The following is a 16,802-nucleotide window of genomic DNA, read 5'->3' on the forward strand; positions in this document are numbered from 1 at the left end:
TACTATATTGTTGAAAAAAATTTCATTTTTTTACAAAAAATATTTTATATCTTTAGCGCCCTTAATTTTTTGAAATGAAAAAATGTATCTTTATTCTTTGTGTTGGAATGTTTGGAATGGTGAGTGCCCAAGAGCCATCCGGATATTACAGTACTGCAACCGGATTGACCGGATTTGCTCTAAAAACCAAACTTGGAGAGATTATCACAAGTGGATATGTCACAAAAAGCTATGATGCTCTTTACACAGGATATCCTACAACAGACACTGACAATTTCTATGAAAAAGACGGATCAGTTTTGGACATCTACTCGGAAAACCCAACAGGAACAGACCCCTACAATTACCAACATGGTGTGAAAAAATGTGGGAACTATTCTGTAGAAGGTGATTGTTACAACAGAGAACACTCGATTCCACAAAGTCTTTTCAATGAAGCAAGTCCAATGGTTTCGGACATCCAACATATCCTTCCTACAGATGGGAAAGTAAATGGTATGAGAAGTAACTATCCGTATGGGAAAGTAAATAACCCAACCTGGACTTCTAAAAACGGCTCGAAGGTAGGACCAAATGCTTCTTCCGGTTATTCAGGAACTGTTTTTGAGCCGATCAACGAGTTCAAAGGTGATGTTGCAAGAGTTCTTTTATATTTTGTAACGAGATATCAGACAAGACTTTCTAGCTTTTCAAGTGGAAACATCCTTAACACAAGTAATGTAAATAAAGGGCTTACAGATTGGGAACTCAATCTAATGTTGCAATGGAATCAACAAGACCCGGTTTCAGAAAGAGAAATAGCAAGAAACAACGCTGCCTATACTTACCAAAAAAACAGAAATCCGTTCATCGATCACCCAGAATGGGTAACAGAGATCTGGGGAGCTGCACCATTGGCTGTAGATGATGCTTCTTTTTCCAAAAACCTGAATATTGCGCCAAATCCTGTAAAAGGAAACGTGATCAATGTGACAGGTGATAAGGACCTGAAACAATTCAAAAAAGCATTTATCTACAATATGGTAGGACAAAATGTTCAAACGATCGAAAATCCTTTCCAAAATGGAAATACAATTACGCTGAAGAATTTGCCAAAAGGAATTTATATCCTGAAAACAGGAGAATTAAACACCAAATTCATTGTAGAATAATTAACGATAATCTCATAATTACAAAGACAGAAAATATTTCTGTCTTTTTTATTTTATTATAATTTTATCCTTATCTTTTAAAATAGCGCAATGAAAAACACTGAGTCAATTAAGAATCATAACTATAATGTTAATATTTAAAAACATTGATTTTAATTTAATATATTTGTCGCCCTTAATTTTTTGAAATGAAAAAATCTATTTTTTTATTATGCATTGGTTTTTATGGCATTATGAATGCCCAAATACCTACCGGTTATTATGATGGAACCACCGGTCTTACAGGAGCAGCCCTTAAAACCAAACTAAGTCAGATCGTAACCAGCGGTCATCAGGACAAAGGGTATGGTTGGACTGTATTTGCATCATCCGACAGAGACAAATATTACGAAAATGACAATTCGGTTTTAGATGTCTATTCAGAAAACCCGACAGGACCAGACCCTTATAAATATTCCATTGGAACCAATCAATGTGGAAGTTATAGTGGTGAAGGTTCTTGTTATAATAGAGAGCATTCGATTCCAAAATCCACTTTCGACGACAAAACCCCAATGCACAATGACTATCATCACCTTTTACCTACCGATGGTTATGTAAATGGGAAGAGAAGTAATTATCCATATGGAGAAGTCGGTTCAGCGAGTTGGACCTCCAAAAACGGTTCAAAGCTAGGAACAAGCAAGCTTAATGGATATTCTGGAACAGTGTTTGAACCTATCGATGAGTTTAAAGGAGATATTGCTCGTATTTATTTTTACTTTGCTACAAGATACCAATCACAAATCACAACTTTCTCTTATGATATGTATGACGGATCGACTTTCAAAGTTTTTGCAGAACCTTTCTTAAGTATGTTATTAAAATGGCATCAGCAAGATCCAGTTTCTCAGAAAGAAATAGATAGAAATGCCGCAGTTTATGCTTATCAAGGAAACAGAAACCCTTTTATAGATCATCCAGAATACATTGCTCAAATTTGGGGAACCGTAATGGCTGTGGATGACGCTTCTTTTTCTAAAAATCTTACAATTGCTCCAAACCCAGTGAAAGGAAATACAATCCAGGTAACCGGAGATAAAGATCTGAAACAATTCAAGAAAGCGTTTATCTATAACACGGTTGGCCAAAATGTTCAAACAATAGACAATCCTTTCCAAAATGGAAATACAATAACTCTGAAAAACCTTCCAAAAGGGGTGTACATTTTGAAAACAGGAGAATTGAACACGAAATTTATCGTTGATTAATTTTCTTAAACAAGTATAAAAACAAGAAACAGTTGCCGAAAGCAGCTGTTTTTTTGTACCTTGAAATTCTAAAAAAATTTTAAAAATGAAATATAACAAAAACATTTTCAAAAAGCTTTTTTTCTTGGCATTGATTCTCAACTCTCTCTTATTTTTCGCTCAGGATAAACCTTATTGGAAAGAAATTCAGGAGTTTAAAAGACTCGACCAAACCAAAGGAATCCCGAAGAAACTAATTCTATTTTTAGGAAGTTCCTCATTCACCTATTGGAAAGATGTGAATGACTATTTCCCAAACAAAAACATTGTTAATCGTGCATTCGGAGGGTCAAGATTATTGGATCTCAACAATTATTCTGAGGAACTTCTGGCTCCTTATGATCCTAAACAAATTGTGATCTACTGTGGCGAAAATGACATTGCTACAGATAATCCCACTCCAGCGGAGGTTTTGGAAAGATTCAAAATATTCTTTGGAAAGATTCGTCAAAAATATCCGAAAGTTCCGGTCGCCTATATTTCAATTAAATATTCTCCTAGTCGCGAGCAATTCTGGCCTCAAATGAAAGAACTTAATGAATCTATCGGAGCTTATCTGAAAACTCAAAAAAGAGCAAAATATATTGACATCACCAAAGTAATGAACGATGAAAATGGAAAAGTAAGAACCGATATTTTCAAAGAAGATATGCTACACATGAAACCGGAAGGTTATCGACTTTGGGCGAAAGTAATGGCGCGTTATTTAAAATAAACTTTTTGAAACATGAATTAATTCCTTAGTTGTTAAATAATTAAGGAATTTTTTATTTTTAATTTGTATTTAGTCTAAATTACTTTATATTTGCAGCTATGATCTCAACAGTTATAGCTTTCAAGATTGCGCCTTTAGCTCCAGCTTACAGAAACGATGAAATGATGTATTGCGACAAGAAAAAATGTTGCAAAAAATTCAAGAAAGGGAAACGTTGTAAAAAATGCCCAGGAAGACTGAAAATCAGCTAAACATAAGCCAGATAACCATAGCAGCCAATGCTAAAAATATAAGAACAGAAACCAGTCTTTTAGATTGGCTTTCTTTTTTTTGTGGCTTTTGGAACGTGTCAGAAGGATTATTTAATGACTCTTTTTCTTCAGAATTTAGCTCTGATTCTGCTAATTCTGAGATTGTAATTCCCTGAACAATGGTTTTGTGAAGAACAGTATTCGTAGCGTGAAGTAGAATTTGAAATTTCCCTTGGGAGTCAAACTCTTTAATTCGAATCGTCCTTTCGCCATTCGGTTTTTCTAATCCGAAAGGAATTATTTTCACTAAATCAGCATCGTAAGTATTCCAATAAACAGTGATTTCCTCTCCCACTTTTGCTCGGATTTTACTAGCAGAAAAATTTTTGATTTTCGGTGGAAGGATACTTTTCACATTTCTCTGTTGACTGGAAAGATTCTGGTCGTACAATTTTCTTCTTTCCGCATCCATCAAGGTTTCATAAGCTTCCTTGATTTCCTTGAATCTTTCCGAAAAGAATTCGTCATTCTCATTTTTATCAGGATGGTATTTCAGAGACAATTTCCTGTACGCTTTTTTGATGTCTTCAGAAGAAGCATTTTGAGGAATTCCGAGAAAGTAGTAGTAATCTTTCACAAAGCAAATCTAACAATTTCATTTATCTTTAAAAAACTGAATTTTAATTCTCGAAGATTTTAGCAAATCGAACAGATTTTAATAAAGCCAACTGCAAAATCTGTGTAATTTGCGAGAAACAAAAGCATAAAAAAACGGAAAGCTCTCACTTCCCGTTTTTCTAACAATTTTATTTAATTTTCTAAAAATTATTCTGCAGTTCTTGGTTTGCAGCATCCTCTACCGAATTGCGTTCTCACTTTCTCTTTCAAAGAGTTGTATTCTTCGTCATTCATCGTTCTGATTCTGTCTGCAAAACCGAACGGTGTTCTTTCTTTCACATCATACTCGTCGAGGATTCCTCTTACGAATGCTTTTCTTTTTTGTGCTTTTTTGGCGATAATTGCGATAGCTGCTAGACCTGCGATTGCTAAAATTCCTTTTTTCATTTTTTTAAAGTTTTACGTTTTACATTTAGGAAGACGCAGTCCTAAATCTTTTACTTTAAATAATTTTGGGACGCCTTTATACGCCTGTAGTTTATCTTGAGCGAGGTCGAAGGGTTCACGCTTTTTTCTGTCATTGCGAACGAAGTGAAGCAATCTGTTGAACTTTTATACAATCGCAATGACAGAAAAAGAGCTCCGTTCAAGCCGGGGCGCGCTTCGCATAATAGAAACATTTGTCTTCAATTAAAAATATTTCATTATTTTAGAATTGTAAAAGACAAATATGTTAGACTTAAATAACCCACGTACAGAAATAATATTTAAAGCTTCTAGTTATACTGATAAACTAAAAAATTATTGTGGAAAATATACTATTGAAAACTTTGAAAATAGAAAAAAAATTTTCTTAGATATGTTGGTTATTTGTGACGAATTTGAAAAATTTTACAATACGAATTATTCTAAAATGCAATGGGGTGTAAAGGTTATACTTGAGACGATTACAATTGAAATTGAAAAATTAAGTACATTAAATAATCCTGTACAAGAAGGAAACTGTAATGTATGTGGCAATAAGTTATTCATTTACAAATCTCAAATCAAAGAGTTTGGAATATTTTATTATTGTCACAATTGTCCAAAAACAATAATTGAAAACATTAATGAACTTGAAACTATTACAGGAGCAATTTTTATATAAAAAAGTAAAATAAAAAAAGCCTTGCAATCGCAAAGCTTCAATTTTAATTAGTCTTCATATAGTCGAAAGCACCTTTCCTCAGATGGATTCCATATTCCAGCCACGCTTTCATACAAGCTAGAAAATTCGCCCAGCCTTCGGTTTGACCGATCGCCCACATTATTCCTTTTTCATCACTGGTGTGCCCTTCTTCCGTAATTTTTATCACTGTGTTATTTTCAGACAGCTGCTGCAACCCAATTGTCACAATAGATTTTGGGTCCCAGACAAAAACAATTTTTTTATTGGGAACTATTTCTTTCGTTGTCAACGGATATGAACCATCAAATTCTGGGAAAGACCAGAATATTTCCTTGTCGGTCTCCATTCTTCCGGAACCTTTGGAAATGAAATAATTTTGCATTATTTCCGGATTGATAATCGCTTCAAAAACTTCTGAAATAGGCTTCTGAACCCCGATAGATGCTTTTGCAGTTACTTTTTCCATAAAGTTATTTATCCTTCGTAACCAGAGTCTTTGCTATAGTTGACCATCCAACAAACACCGTATTTGTCTTTGAAGCTCCCAAAATAGTCGCCCCAAAATTGGTCTTCCATAGGCATTTCTATTTCTCCATCCGCGGAAAGTCCATTGAAAATTCGGTCCGCTTCTTCTCTGCTTTCTGGGAAAATAGAAATATAATTTCCGTTTCCTTGATTGAGCTTATGTCCCATAGACGGGACAATGTCCGAAGCCATCAAAAGGTCTTTTCCAATTGGTAACGCAATGTGCATTACTCGGTTTTTTTCATCTTCGGAAAGGTGTTCTGTTCCGGGAGCATTTCCCATTTTCATTACACCGCCTACGAATTCGCCGCCGAAAACGGATTGATAAAATTTGAAAGCTTCTTCTGCTGTACCATCAAAATTGAGGTATGAATTTAATTTTGGCATTTTTTAATTTTTTTGAAGTTTATTTATTACATTTCATCCATGAGTTTTAATTATTTTCAGAAATATTTTTTATCACTTCCAATCCTTTTTTGAATCCGTTATCAAACATTTCTTTGAATTCGTCATTAGAATCCACTTCAACTTTCAGGATTGTTTTTCCATTATTCTCATCAAGGAAATAAGCTTCCAGGCTTCCGTTCCAGGCCTTTACTTTTTCAGAATCCACATCTTCTACGCCATTATGGAGTTCTCCAAGATGCTTAAAAATCAAATATTTTGGTTCCTCGATACGTTCTATGGTGCTTACCATTCCGTTTTTCTTACTAGAATCTGTAAAATATGTTTTACCACCAACTTGCCAATCGGTTACCATATTGGAGTCTGGGCTGAAATAATATGTCCACTGAGAATAAGTTTTCTCATTCCATAAAATGTCCCAAACTTTTTCTGCTGTTGCATTAATCTCGATTTGATATTTTAATTTTTCCATATCTTTTTGATTTTAATTGTAATAAGCGTCTTCGATATCTTTGATGATGATTTTCTTCATTTTCATCATTGCACCAAAAGCTTTTTGCGCTTTTTCAACTTCGTGCGTGTTAGTCAATTCAATCAATCTATGAGGAACAATCTGCCAACTGAATCCATATTTGTCTTTCAACCAGCCACACATACTTTCCTCACCTTCTTTCGTGAATTCATTCCAATAATAATCGGTTTCGTCTTGGTCTTTGGTCATTATCGTTATAGAAGTTCCTTCAGTAAATTGAGCTTTATGGTCGTGTGAACTGTCCATCGCCATCATCACATAATCATTGATGATAAACTGAGAATGCGCGACATTTCCAACCACATCTCCTTGTCCCTCTTCATATTCCATAATGCCTTCTATTTCAGAATCTGGAAAAATGGTTGTGTAATAATTCAGAGCTTCTTTACATTTTCCAGCATTTTTACCTGTAAACATCATTACTGGAGAAATCTTTTGCTTTGCTTTCTCTGCTGCGAAATATAACTGCCAGGAAATACCATATTGGTCTTCTACCCAAGCATATTTTTCGCTCCAGGGATAAGAATCCAATTCCATCATCACTTTTCCTTTTTCAGCAAGTCTGTGATAATAACTTTCCACTTCTTCAGCAGAATCGCACATTACCATCAAGGATAAAGTAAGGTTAGGTTTGAACATTGGACCGGCATTCAGGAACATTATTTTCTGACTTTCGATTTCTATATTGATGACCATCGGCGTATTGACCGTAATCTGAGAATTTCTGAAAACAGAAGTATAAAATTCTGCGGCTTCTGCTCCGTTTTGGTTGAACCAAAAACAGGGAAATATGTTGTTGTTCATTTTTTAGATGTTAGAAGTTAGAGTTTAGAAATTAGATAAATATTGAAACTTTTTAAGGGTATAAACCACAAAAGTCACGATAGTTTTTCTTTATTTTTAAGACTAAAAAAGCCTTGACGAAAACTTTAAAATTTAAATGCTTTCTGCATATGCTTTAAAATTATCTAAAATAGCCTGCCAGCCATCTTTTTGGAATTCTAGCGGATTTTGATTTTCCGGGTCGAATTTTTCTGTGACTTTTGTTTTATCATCTGATAATTTTTCGAAAATTATTTCAACCTCCCTTCCATCTTCCATATGATATTGAATCAATTGATTTTCTTTAACCTCATCATAAATCCCAACAAAATCGAAACCGAAGCTTCCGTCTTTGGCCTGCATTCTTACTTCCAGTTTACCTCCAACAGTCAAATCATTTTTTGCTGAAGGACATTCCCAACTTTCATGGGCAAAATTCCATTTTACAATATGTTCCGGATTATTGAATATGTTCCAAACCTCATTGATTGGTTTATTGATTTCTGCAGTTACTGTTAATTTACTCATTTGAATTTCTTTTATTTCAAAGTTAATTTTATTTTCAAATGGTTAACTTGCCTTAAGACAATATTTGCTCATTAAACAAAAAAATCACTCATAAAAGAGTGATTTTCAGCAGATTTATTTTTTAAAGTTCAATGGATATTTCACATTGGTGTAACCATCAATACTTGCTTTGAGCGATCCAACCGCAAGTTCCGCTTTTATGAGAACAGGAACCCTATTCTGGTCATTGGAGACCCACATTGTAACACCTTCTTTTTCTTTAAAAACTCTTCCACTAATCACGGAGGGAATAATTTTAAGACAATTGATCTTACCAAATTTGGTCGAGAGATTCTCCGTTCCTACAACTCTTATCTGAAAAGGAAACAACTCGTCATCAATCCAGACACTCATTTTAAGTACACTTCCTACTTTCAAATTTTCAGAAGATTGACTTCTCAAATAATAAAAACAAGACAACATATCCTGAATATCATTCGGAACCTTTATTGTTTTTGCTGGTCTGTCTGTATGTTTTTTATCAACTAAAACCAATGTATTATTCGCAGGGTTGAAAGTACTTTGCAAATGTTGGGTATAACTTCCTTCAGAAACATTTCTTACATAGAAAAGAGGTTCTTTATTCTCATTAATATAACTTTCGTAAACATCTTCTACCTTGAAGAAGGCTTTAGCTGCACCACTTGTTCTCCCGACACCTCTAACATAGAAAGCGGGCTGACCTTTATAGGAAGTCTTCGTAGTTGATAAAGTTGCATTACCAGCCGTAATAAAACCATAGTGGATCCTATAGCTCAAAACCTCGCCAGCATTGACGTTATCAAACTGAGCAGAAGCCGTTGCAAAAAAGAAAATACTGATAACAAAAAGAATATTCTTCATTAATTGTTGTTTATAAATAATCTAAGACAAATTATTTGCCAAATTTAAAAAATAAAACCCTCCGTCTCCGAAGGGCTTGTAAAGTATGTATTGAAATTACATAATATTAGTTCCATCTGGGATGACCGCATTTTTCTTCACCACCACAATTCCGTCTTTGATGGAATGTGTGTCGTAATCGCCGTCCGGATGATGTTTCCCTCCAATGATCCTTACGTTGTTGCCGATATAACAGTTTTTGTCAAGAATTGCTTTATCGATATAACAATACTTTCCTATTCCCATACTTGTTTTTCCTTCCAACTCATTTTGAGCAACTTCCTGAGCAGTTTGATAATAATCGGCTCCCATAACGTATGAATTTACAATGGTTGTTCCTCTGTCCACTCTAGTTCTGTTTCCGATGATGCAATTCTCTATTTTATCTGCCAAAATGATACAACCGTCTCCGAAAATGGTTTTACTGACATAGGAACCATTGACCTTTGAAGGTGGAAGCATTCTCGCTCTCGTGTAAATGGGATTGGAACTAAATAAATTGAACTGAGGCAAATCCTGAGCTAAATCCAAATTAGCTTCATAAAAAGACTCAATTGTTCCGATATCTGTCCAATAACCATCATATTGATAACTTAGAACATTCAAATTTCCGATAGAAGCCGGAATAAAATCTTTACCAAAATCGTCACCTTCGTGTTCTGAAAATAATTTTCTTAATACATTTTTAGTAAAAACATAGATTCCCATTGATGCTAGATACTCTTTGCCTTGAGCTTTACTTTCTTCACTGGTTTCAGATTTCCAATCCGCCAAAACGTCCAAACTTGGTTTCTCTGTAAAAGCTGTGATATTACCTTCTTCATCAGATTTCATAATTCCAAAACCTGTCGCATCTTTCGCATTAACAGGAATAGTAGCGATAGTAATATCTCCGCCTTGTTCTTTATGAAAATTGATCATCTTCTGAAAATCCATCTGATAAAGCTGGTCTCCGGAAAGAATCAGGATGTATTCGTATTCATATTTTTCCAAATGCTTCATCGTTTGGCGAACAGCATCTGCCGTTCCCTGATACCAATTCTCGTTCTCAACATTTTGTTCCGCTGCCAAAATATCCACAAAACCTTTGCTGAAAATATCAAAATGATAAGAATTCTTGATATGCGAATTCAGTGAAGCCGAATTGTACTGAGTCAGAACCAAAATCCTGTTAAGTCCCGAGTTAAGACAATTCGAAATCGGGATATCTACCAAACGGTATTTTCCTGCAATAGGAACTGCTGGTTTGGACCTTGTATAAGTCAATGGAAACAATCTCGTTCCTCTTCCGCCTCCCAAAACTATGGAGATTACGCTTTCTTTCATAAAATGTGCTGGTTATATATTATTTCTGTTATTTATTATAAAGCTAAGAAATCCCGCCAAATATTAAGCCAATGTTAACGAAAATATTTACTTATTTAAAATCTGAATCAATAATTATACATTTCCAAATAGTTCTTAGCCGATTTTTCCCAAGAGAAATCAAATGACATATTACTATAGATCAATCCTTTCATCAAATCTTTCTGACTGTAAATATGCAACGCCCTTTTAATTGCAAACACCGCATCATCTGCTCCAGCATTGGTAAAATTAAGTCCGCTTCCTCCAGTCGAAATATCCTGAACTGTATCTCGCAATCCACCTGTATATCTTACGATTGGAACAGTTCCATATCGCATAGAATACATTTGATTCAGTCCACAAGGTTCCACTCGGCTTGGCATCAACAAGAAATCTGCCGAAGCATAAATCTGATGTGACAAATATTCTTTATAACCCAAATCCAGTGCAAAATTCACATTGAATTTATACTGTAGCTCTTTCAATCTATTTTCGATATTCTGGTTTCCCGAACCTAGGATTACCAAATTCAAAGAACCATTGGTTTCCTGAATACTTTTCTCAACAATGTCCGGTAAAAGATCTGCGCCTTTTTCGCCAGCAAAACGTCCTATGAACCCGAAAAGCGGAAGATTTGGATTAAGTCCATATTCGGCACAAATCACTTTTTTATTTTCCCATTTACCCTCTTCTGCATAATCTTTGTTATAATTGAACTTCAGCATATCGTCGGTCTGAGGGTCCCAAACTTCGGTATCGATTCCATTAATGATTCCGAAAGCTTTTCTTCTTTCCTGATTGATCAATGGCTCAAGGCCCTGAAAACTATAAAATAATTCTTCCAAATAACCGCCAGAAACTGCATTGAAAGCATTAGTACTTTTTATCATCGCTGCCATTGGATTAATTCTTCCGCTCCAATCTAAAAGGCCTGATCTTTGTCCTTCAAAATGTGGCAAAAAACTGGACATTTGCCAATCCATACTTCCCTGATACTCGCCATTATGAATTGTCCCAATCGTTTTGACACCTTTCAGAAAATTAAATTCGTAACAATGCTCAATCATAAAAGGAACCAATCCTGTATGATAATCGTGGCAATGCAAAATATCGGGACGAATCTTCATCGCACTCAGCCAATGTAAAACACCGTGCTGAAAAGCAATAAATTGCTGACTCTCGTCCCAATAACCATACACATTTTCTCTATCCAACAATCCCGGAATCTTGACCAAATAAAGGTCGAATCCCAAAACATTACTTTTTTCCTTGAAAACCTGAACCTGATACATATGGAACGACTGATGTATGAAACCATCAAACACAATCTCAAAATCGTGGTTGTAGAAAAACGGTTTGTTATACCAAGGCATTATCACGCTGGCATCCAGACCCATTTTATTTTGATATTTAGGCAAAGCTCCTACCACATCCGCCAGTCCACCGACTTTTGCGACAGGATAACATTCCATAGAAAGGTGAAATATTTTCATATATTTCTTAGTTTATTTTTTTTGTTTCAAGAAATCTGCAGTCCTGGATTTCTTTATTAATTTACTCTGTTTCAATACTACGCCTGATAACGGTGGTAATTTTATTATTATTGAGTTTTTTCTATTATTCCAACCATCATCTAATCTTTGAGAAATAACAGCTTCTACTCCGCTTCCACTGTATTTTTCTTCATCAGAATTTAAAATGATTTTCCAATCTGTATTTTCATCAACACCAATTCTGTAATCGAAACTGTTGGGTGTCAGATTCAGAATGGTCATCAGAACTTCTTTCTCGTTTTTACTTTTCCTCAGATAAACAAAAATCGAGTTATCTCTGTCGTCGCCATCAACCCATTCGTAACCATAAGGGGAAAACTGCAATTCATATAGAGCAGGATGCGTTTTGTATAAGAAATTTAAATCCCGAACAAATTCCTGAAGATTCTCATGAACAGGATACTGAAGCAAGTGCCAGTCGAGAGAGCTTGTGAAATTCCATTCGTGGGTTTGGGCAAATTCATCACCCATAAAAAGCAATTTCGCTCCCGGATTTGTGAACATATAAACATACATTGCGCGGAGATTAGCAAACTTCTGCCATTCGTCACCAGGCATTTTGTAAATCAGACTGCTTTTTCCGTGCACAACCTCATCGTGAGACAACGGCATCATATAATTTTCATTATACATATAGGTGCTCGTAAACGTGATTTTGTTGTGATGATATTTTCTATTGATCGGGTCTTCCTTGAAATAATCCAATGTATCGTGCATCCAGCCCATCATCCATTTCATTCCAAAACCAATTCCGTCATCATGGACAGGTTTGGTTAATTTTGGAAAATCAGAACTTTCTTCTGCAATGGTCTGAACATCTGGAAATTCTTTATAAACTGCTGTATTGAAATCCTGTAAAAATTGTTTCGCTTCCAAGTTGACGTTGCCACCGTAGATATTAGGTTCCCATTCACCGTCGTTTCTGGAGTAATCTAGGTGAAGCATTGATGTCACTGCATCTACCCGCAATCCATCAGCGTGATAACGATCAAGCCAAAAAATTGCATTTGAAATTAGAAATGATTTAACTTCCGGCCTTCCGTAATTGAAAATATAAGATTTCCAGTCTGGATGGAAACCTTTTCTCGGGTCTTCGTGTTCATACAAAAACGAACCATCAAAACGATGTAATCCATTGGCATCTCCCGGAAAATGAGATGGAACCCAATCTAAGAAAACACCGATATTATTTTTATGAAGTTCAGAAATCAAGTACATCAATTCCTGCGGCCCTCCGAATCTTGAAGTCGCCGCATAAAATCCCGTAATCTGATAACCCCAACTCGGGTCGTAAGGATATTCCATAATGGGCATAAATTCTACGTGCGTAAAATTCATTGCTTTGAGATATGGAACTAATTTATCAGCTATTTCACCATAACTAAGAAAACGTTCAGGATTTCCAGGGTCACGCATCCACGAACCGAGATGAATTTCGTAAACGGAAATCGGAGATTCGAGGCTGTTGTATCGCCAACGCTTTTCCATCCAATCTTTGTCCTGCCACTCGTACCAAGTAGTACAAACTGCAGAACCTGCCTGCAATGCATTTTCAAAACAAAGTCCGTACGGGTCAGCTTTTTCCAACAAAATCCCCTCAGTTGTTCTGATTCCGTATTTGTAAACTTCTCCAAAATCTAAGTCCGGAATAAAGCCTTCCCAAATCCCGGATTGGTCCCAGCGTCCCGCCAGCTTATGCGAAAAAGAGTTCCATTGATTAAAATTTCCCATTACGGAAACTTCCGTTGCCGTAGGTGCCCAAACAGCAAAATAAACACCGAAAACACCATCTACCTCGATTTTGTGCGAGCCGAACTTTTCGTAAAGCCTTGTGTGTTTTCCCGAACGGAAAAGGTAAATATCAAAATCGGAAAATAAAGAATAGGGCTGAACCGACATAGGTTTGAATTATAAATTACAGATGATAAATTATAAATGTTTTAAAAACTTATTTCTTAAATCTTTTCAACCTCATCATAGTTGATTAGTACCTTACCAAGATAACGAAATTAATCGTTACGCAACAAATAACATTTTGTTAATTAGTATTAAAATTCCATACACAAGCAGTCTATGAAATTGAAAAGACATTTTCACTTCATTACATTGAAAATTTCTTTCCTCAAAATATAGAGAATATTGAACTTAACCGTATTCCAATACGTAAATTTGGGAGTACAAAAAGTATTCTTCTAAAATAAACTTAAATCAGATAATTATGATGAATTACAAAGCAGCAAGTTTCATAATAAGTTTTTCCATTTGGTGAATAGCAACAATAGCATTTAGACTTTTTGGACAATATTTCTTTATTACAAAGAATGTTTTTGTTTTAGCAGCATTATACTTGATCTTAATTCCCATTTTAGGGCTTATTAAATACAAATTGAGGAAGCAACCCATTCTACAGTAATTATGGTCTTGCCTGGAATGATTGCAGATACATTCTGTATTCAGTTTTTTCGTTGATGTTCCCCAATCTACCTCCTAATGATGTTATTACATTTAGTTCTTGGTTAATGTGGGCATACTCGATTGTTCTGATTTTGGATCATTAAAAAAGGTAAAAAAGTTTAGTAAATAAATTGAAGATTTACGCTAAAATCTAATTATAGAGAAATCTTGAGATATGTTTTGGAAAGAATTTTGCTCCACATTTCCAAATCATGCTTATGAAAGTTTTGTATTTTTCACTTCTATTTTTAGGATTAACATCTTGTGCTACAAAAAAGTACACGAAAGCCAATCTTCTTCCCGAAGATATAAAATCTGCTACAGAAGAAGTTCATGATACTTCAAAAAATCATAAAAAGCTTCTACATAAAAAGGAAATGACCTTTACTAAGAATGGTCGTATCAAATACTCGAAAACATTCGATTCCAATGGAAATCTTTTGCAGGAAACGGAAAAGAAATTATGGTTTACAGTAGAAAGATATCCCGACAAAGATCCTTATTACTGCAAGACCCGCTGGAAACCTAATCAGCGAGAGCGAATCAGCTGTTACACCAAGAAGCAATATAAACAGAACGAAAGTATCTATCATTATAACAAAAATGGTAGTATCGATAAAATTGTAGATAACTTTGAGAATTTCAACACGAGTCAATTTCATTATTCTAATAACGAGCTTTCCAAGATTGTGATTACTGGAAAAGATCACAAAATCATTGATGAATTATCAATCAATTGTATAGAAAAAGACGAGAAAGGAACTTGTTTAAAAGAGACCAGAGTTTCTAATAAAACTGGTAAAAAGCAAGAGATACTGATTTCTCCGAGATATGATTAATTTCTAGAATTTGAACAAACTCTTTATAAAACCTTTGTTAAGATATTTGTCTAACGGATAAATTTTCAAGAAATAATTCCCAATGAAAAGCAACACCAAAACCACTGCAGGCTTATAGAAAAGATTGAGGATATTCAGTTTGAAATCTGGAAGAAAAATGGCGACGTTGATAGAAATACAACCTAAAATCATTGCATAGATCATCTCGATTCCCAAAGGAAAAACTTTGAATTTAATATAATTGAAAACGATTTTGATAATATTAAATAACGACAGAGAAATCGCATAGGCAATCGCAATTCCTAATATTCCCAAGTCTGTATGTTTCAGGAAAAGCATATTGGTTGTGATGGTCAAAACTGCCAAAATCAGCATCACCACAATATTGAATTTATAATATCTCGACAACGAAATAATATGTCCGTTAAAACCTGTTGCCAAATCGAACAACATCGCAAATCCCAACACCCAAACAATCGGCTCAGAGGAACGCAAATCTTCTCCATTCTTCATAAAATCCGCTAAATAAGGGAATCCAACCACAATGCAACAAAATAGGACCAAGCCGAGAAAAAACAAACTGAGCGAAGTTTTCTTGTGGAATCTGTCCAACTCGTTGTAATCTCCGTTCACCAAAACCTTATTAATAATCGGTGCTGAAAGATTGAACAATCCCATTTGTGGAACGACAATTAGCGAAATAATGGAGTAAATATTATTATAAATCCCGTTTTCCTGAAAACTGATGAATTCGCCAATCATATAACTGTCGATTTTGATTGCAATATAATTTCCGATATTCCCCAAAAATCCGAACAAACTGTACGTTAAAATCTCACGATAAAGATTGTCTTTTTTGAAATAGCCTAAATCAAAATCGAATTTGACCTTTTCCAATCTATTCGTGTAAAGTCCGTAACCAAACAACGAAATGACGAACATCATAAAGAAAAATCCATAAGCAGATTTCTCTGCAAATCCCATAAAAAAGAACAGACAAAATGCGCCAAGATTGGCCAACTTCGGAACAAAATTCTCGAATATATTAGGAACTACTACTCTTTTATAATTGGTCAAAAACTTATTGAAAACAGATGATAAGGCCAAAACCAAAGCCAACGGCAAAATTAAATTTTTCATTTTCCAAACTTCTAATTTTTTGAAATCCGGAAACAAATAAGCGATGAGAAAAAATCCACCTACAACAATTAAAAAATTAATAACAACTGCCAACAAAGACAAGCTCAACATATTGTGATGTTTTCCATCTGCATTCACTTTCGCAAAGAATTTGACGTTGGAAAAACTCAATCCAAAAACAATGATTGGAACTATTATCTCAGCAGTTGGCAAGATGTAGCGGAGTTTTCCGTAAAACTCCATATCGTAAGGAAAAATAAAAATAGCCGAAAAAGTCCCAAGCAAAAAGCCGAGATAGCCAATTATCGAATATTTTACACCTTGTCTTGCTACGACGCTCATAGATTGATTGTTGGTTAATGGTTGTTGGTTAATAGTTTTTAGTTTTCCTTTGTCAGACTAAGGCCCTCGAAGTCTTTTTAGAATTAAATTTCCATAATCTCAGCTTCTCGGCAAAAATATAATATCATTGATATAATCTTTATAATTCTTCACATTATCCGGATTCTGTTGATTCAAGAATTCTTGCGTGAGAATCCTTGGT

Annotated in this window: 19 protein-coding genes; 7 read left to right on the forward strand and 12 right to left on the reverse strand. The window is 34.9% G+C overall.

The window, feature by feature from the left end; translation table 11 throughout:
• Positions 1-74 precede the first annotated feature (74 nt).
• From RTX21_RS11445 to RTX21_RS11460, 4 genes are all read left to right on the forward strand, one after another.
• Positions 75-1,151 (forward strand): endonuclease, encoded by a 1,077-nt coding sequence (locus tag RTX21_RS11445; RefSeq protein ID WP_312767788.1) that lies wholly within the window; start codon positions 75-77, stop codon positions 1,149-1,151.
• A 188-nt stretch (positions 1,152-1,339) separates the two neighbouring features.
• Positions 1,340-2,401, forward strand: coding sequence for an endonuclease (locus RTX21_RS11450; protein WP_312767789.1), 1,062 nt, complete (start codon positions 1,340-1,342; stop codon positions 2,399-2,401).
• 85 nt (positions 2,402-2,486) lie between these two features.
• Positions 2,487-3,155: a GDSL-type esterase/lipase family protein gene (locus RTX21_RS11455; protein ID WP_312767792.1), complete on the forward strand. Its 669-nt coding sequence runs from the start codon at positions 2,487-2,489 to the stop codon at positions 3,153-3,155.
• Between the two features lie 98 nt (positions 3,156-3,253).
• On the forward strand, positions 3,254-3,406 hold the full coding sequence (locus RTX21_RS11460) for a hypothetical protein (RefSeq protein ID WP_312767794.1): 153 nt from the start codon (positions 3,254-3,256) through the stop codon (positions 3,404-3,406).
• Here the strand turns inward: RTX21_RS11460 and RTX21_RS11465 are convergent.
• The gene (locus RTX21_RS11465) at positions 3,399-4,043 is read right to left on the reverse strand and encodes a DnaJ domain-containing protein (protein ID WP_312767795.1); all 645 of its coding nucleotides are present in this window, start codon (positions 4,041-4,043) and stop codon (positions 3,399-3,401) included. The two genes, RTX21_RS11460 and RTX21_RS11465, sit on opposite strands and share 8 nt — an antisense overlap.
• Before the next feature lie 188 nt (positions 4,044-4,231).
• A complete protein-coding gene (locus RTX21_RS11470; RefSeq protein ID WP_312767796.1) occupies positions 4,232-4,471 on the reverse strand; it encodes a hypothetical protein in 240 nt (79 codons plus the stop codon).
• Between the two features lie 283 nt (positions 4,472-4,754).
• Here RTX21_RS11470 and RTX21_RS11475 point away from each other — a divergent pair, with 283 nt between their 5' ends.
• A complete protein-coding gene (locus tag RTX21_RS11475) occupies positions 4,755-5,171 on the forward strand; it encodes a hypothetical protein (RefSeq protein WP_312767797.1) in 417 nt (138 codons plus the stop codon).
• Between the two features lie 43 nt (positions 5,172-5,214).
• On the opposite strand, the gene RTX21_RS11480 is transcribed toward RTX21_RS11475, so the two are convergent.
• The 9 genes from RTX21_RS11480 to glgB form a co-directional block, all read right to left on the reverse strand.
• Entirely contained in the window at positions 5,215-5,658 is a 444-nt protein-coding gene (locus tag RTX21_RS11480; RefSeq protein ID WP_312767799.1) for an SRPBCC domain-containing protein, read from the reverse strand.
• Positions 5,659-5,666: 8 nt separating this feature from the next.
• Entirely contained in the window at positions 5,667-6,104 is a 438-nt protein-coding gene (locus tag RTX21_RS11485) for a VOC family protein (RefSeq protein ID WP_312767802.1), read from the reverse strand.
• 46 nt (positions 6,105-6,150) lie between these two features.
• Positions 6,151-6,594: an SRPBCC domain-containing protein gene (locus RTX21_RS11490; protein WP_312767803.1), complete on the reverse strand. Its 444-nt coding sequence runs from the start codon at positions 6,592-6,594 to the stop codon at positions 6,151-6,153.
• 12 nt (positions 6,595-6,606) lie between these two features.
• The gene (locus RTX21_RS11495; RefSeq protein WP_312767804.1) at positions 6,607-7,458 is read right to left on the reverse strand and encodes a VOC family protein; all 852 of its coding nucleotides are present in this window, start codon (positions 7,456-7,458) and stop codon (positions 6,607-6,609) included.
• Positions 7,459-7,590: 132 nt separating this feature from the next.
• On the reverse strand, positions 7,591-8,004 hold the full coding sequence (locus tag RTX21_RS11500; protein ID WP_312767806.1) for an SRPBCC family protein: 414 nt from the start codon (positions 8,002-8,004) through the stop codon (positions 7,591-7,593).
• Positions 8,005-8,118: 114 nt separating this feature from the next.
• Positions 8,119-8,886, reverse strand: coding sequence for a DUF3108 domain-containing protein (locus RTX21_RS11505; RefSeq protein WP_312767807.1), 768 nt, complete (start codon positions 8,884-8,886; stop codon positions 8,119-8,121).
• Between the two features lie 96 nt (positions 8,887-8,982).
• A complete protein-coding gene (locus RTX21_RS11510; RefSeq protein ID WP_312767809.1) occupies positions 8,983-10,251 on the reverse strand; it encodes a glucose-1-phosphate adenylyltransferase in 1,269 nt (422 codons plus the stop codon).
• A gap of 107 nt (positions 10,252-10,358) precedes the next feature.
• Entirely contained in the window at positions 10,359-11,765 is a 1,407-nt protein-coding gene (locus RTX21_RS11515; protein ID WP_312767812.1) for a glycogen/starch synthase, read from the reverse strand.
• 12 nt (positions 11,766-11,777) lie between these two features.
• Positions 11,778-13,724, reverse strand: coding sequence for a 1,4-alpha-glucan branching protein GlgB (gene glgB / locus RTX21_RS11520; protein ID WP_312767813.1), 1,947 nt, complete (start codon positions 13,722-13,724; stop codon positions 11,778-11,780).
• Positions 13,725-14,293: 569 nt separating this feature from the next.
• Between glgB and RTX21_RS11525 the strand changes: the two genes are divergently transcribed.
• On the forward strand, positions 14,294-14,383 hold the full coding sequence (locus RTX21_RS11525) for a DUF5367 family protein (protein ID WP_312767814.1): 90 nt from the start codon (positions 14,294-14,296) through the stop codon (positions 14,381-14,383).
• Positions 14,384-14,497: 114 nt separating this feature from the next.
• Complete coding sequence (locus RTX21_RS11530; RefSeq protein ID WP_312767815.1) at positions 14,498-15,118, forward strand: hypothetical protein; 621 nt, start codon at positions 14,498-14,500, stop codon at positions 15,116-15,118.
• A 3-nt stretch (positions 15,119-15,121) separates the two neighbouring features.
• On the opposite strand, the gene RTX21_RS11535 is transcribed toward RTX21_RS11530, so the two are convergent.
• Complete coding sequence (locus tag RTX21_RS11535) at positions 15,122-16,600, reverse strand: lipopolysaccharide biosynthesis protein (RefSeq protein ID WP_312767816.1); 1,479 nt, start codon at positions 16,598-16,600, stop codon at positions 15,122-15,124.
• Positions 16,601-16,802: the final 202 nt, after the last annotated feature.

The sequence above is a fragment of the Epilithonimonas sp. genome (assembly GCF_032054305.1).
In the GTDB taxonomy this organism is placed as follows: domain Bacteria; phylum Bacteroidota; class Bacteroidia; order Flavobacteriales; family Weeksellaceae; genus Epilithonimonas.

Coding starts and splice junctions, on each gene's coding strand:
- RTX21_RS11490 (WP_312767803.1), bottom strand. CDS start 6,594: ATGGAAAAATTAAAATATCAAATCGAGATTAATGCAACAGCAGAAAAA.
- RTX21_RS11480 (WP_312767799.1), bottom strand. CDS start 5,658: ATGGAAAAAGTAACTGCAAAAGCATCTATCGGGGTTCAGAAGCCTATT.
- RTX21_RS11475 (WP_312767797.1), top strand. CDS start 4,755: ATGTTAGACTTAAATAACCCACGTACAGAAATAATATTTAAAGCTTCT.
- RTX21_RS11515 (WP_312767812.1), bottom strand. CDS start 11,765: ATGAAAATATTTCACCTTTCTATGGAATGTTATCCTGTCGCAAAAGTC.
- RTX21_RS11495 (WP_312767804.1), bottom strand. CDS start 7,458: ATGAACAACAACATATTTCCCTGTTTTTGGTTCAACCAAAACGGAGCA.
- RTX21_RS11485 (WP_312767802.1), bottom strand. CDS start 6,104: ATGCCAAAATTAAATTCATACCTCAATTTTGATGGTACAGCAGAAGAA.
- RTX21_RS11510 (WP_312767809.1), bottom strand. CDS start 10,251: ATGAAAGAAAGCGTAATCTCCATAGTTTTGGGAGGCGGAAGAGGAACG.
- RTX21_RS11445 (WP_312767788.1), top strand. CDS start 75: ATGAAAAAATGTATCTTTATTCTTTGTGTTGGAATGTTTGGAATGGTG.
- RTX21_RS11450 (WP_312767789.1), top strand. CDS start 1,340: ATGAAAAAATCTATTTTTTTATTATGCATTGGTTTTTATGGCATTATG.
- RTX21_RS11535 (WP_312767816.1), bottom strand. CDS start 16,600: ATGAGCGTCGTAGCAAGACAAGGTGTAAAATATTCGATAATTGGCTAT.
- glgB (WP_312767813.1), bottom strand. CDS start 13,724: ATGTCGGTTCAGCCCTATTCTTTATTTTCCGATTTTGATATTTACCTT.
- RTX21_RS11455 (WP_312767792.1), top strand. CDS start 2,487: ATGAAATATAACAAAAACATTTTCAAAAAGCTTTTTTTCTTGGCATTG.
- RTX21_RS11530 (WP_312767815.1), top strand. CDS start 14,498: ATGAAAGTTTTGTATTTTTCACTTCTATTTTTAGGATTAACATCTTGT.
- RTX21_RS11470 (WP_312767796.1), bottom strand. CDS start 4,471: ATGAAAAAAGGAATTTTAGCAATCGCAGGTCTAGCAGCTATCGCAATT.
- RTX21_RS11500 (WP_312767806.1), bottom strand. CDS start 8,004: ATGAGTAAATTAACAGTAACTGCAGAAATCAATAAACCAATCAATGAG.
- RTX21_RS11505 (WP_312767807.1), bottom strand. CDS start 8,886: ATGAAGAATATTCTTTTTGTTATCAGTATTTTCTTTTTTGCAACGGCT.
- RTX21_RS11525 (WP_312767814.1), top strand. CDS start 14,294: ATGTTCCCCAATCTACCTCCTAATGATGTTATTACATTTAGTTCTTGG.
- RTX21_RS11460 (WP_312767794.1), top strand. CDS start 3,254: ATGATCTCAACAGTTATAGCTTTCAAGATTGCGCCTTTAGCTCCAGCT.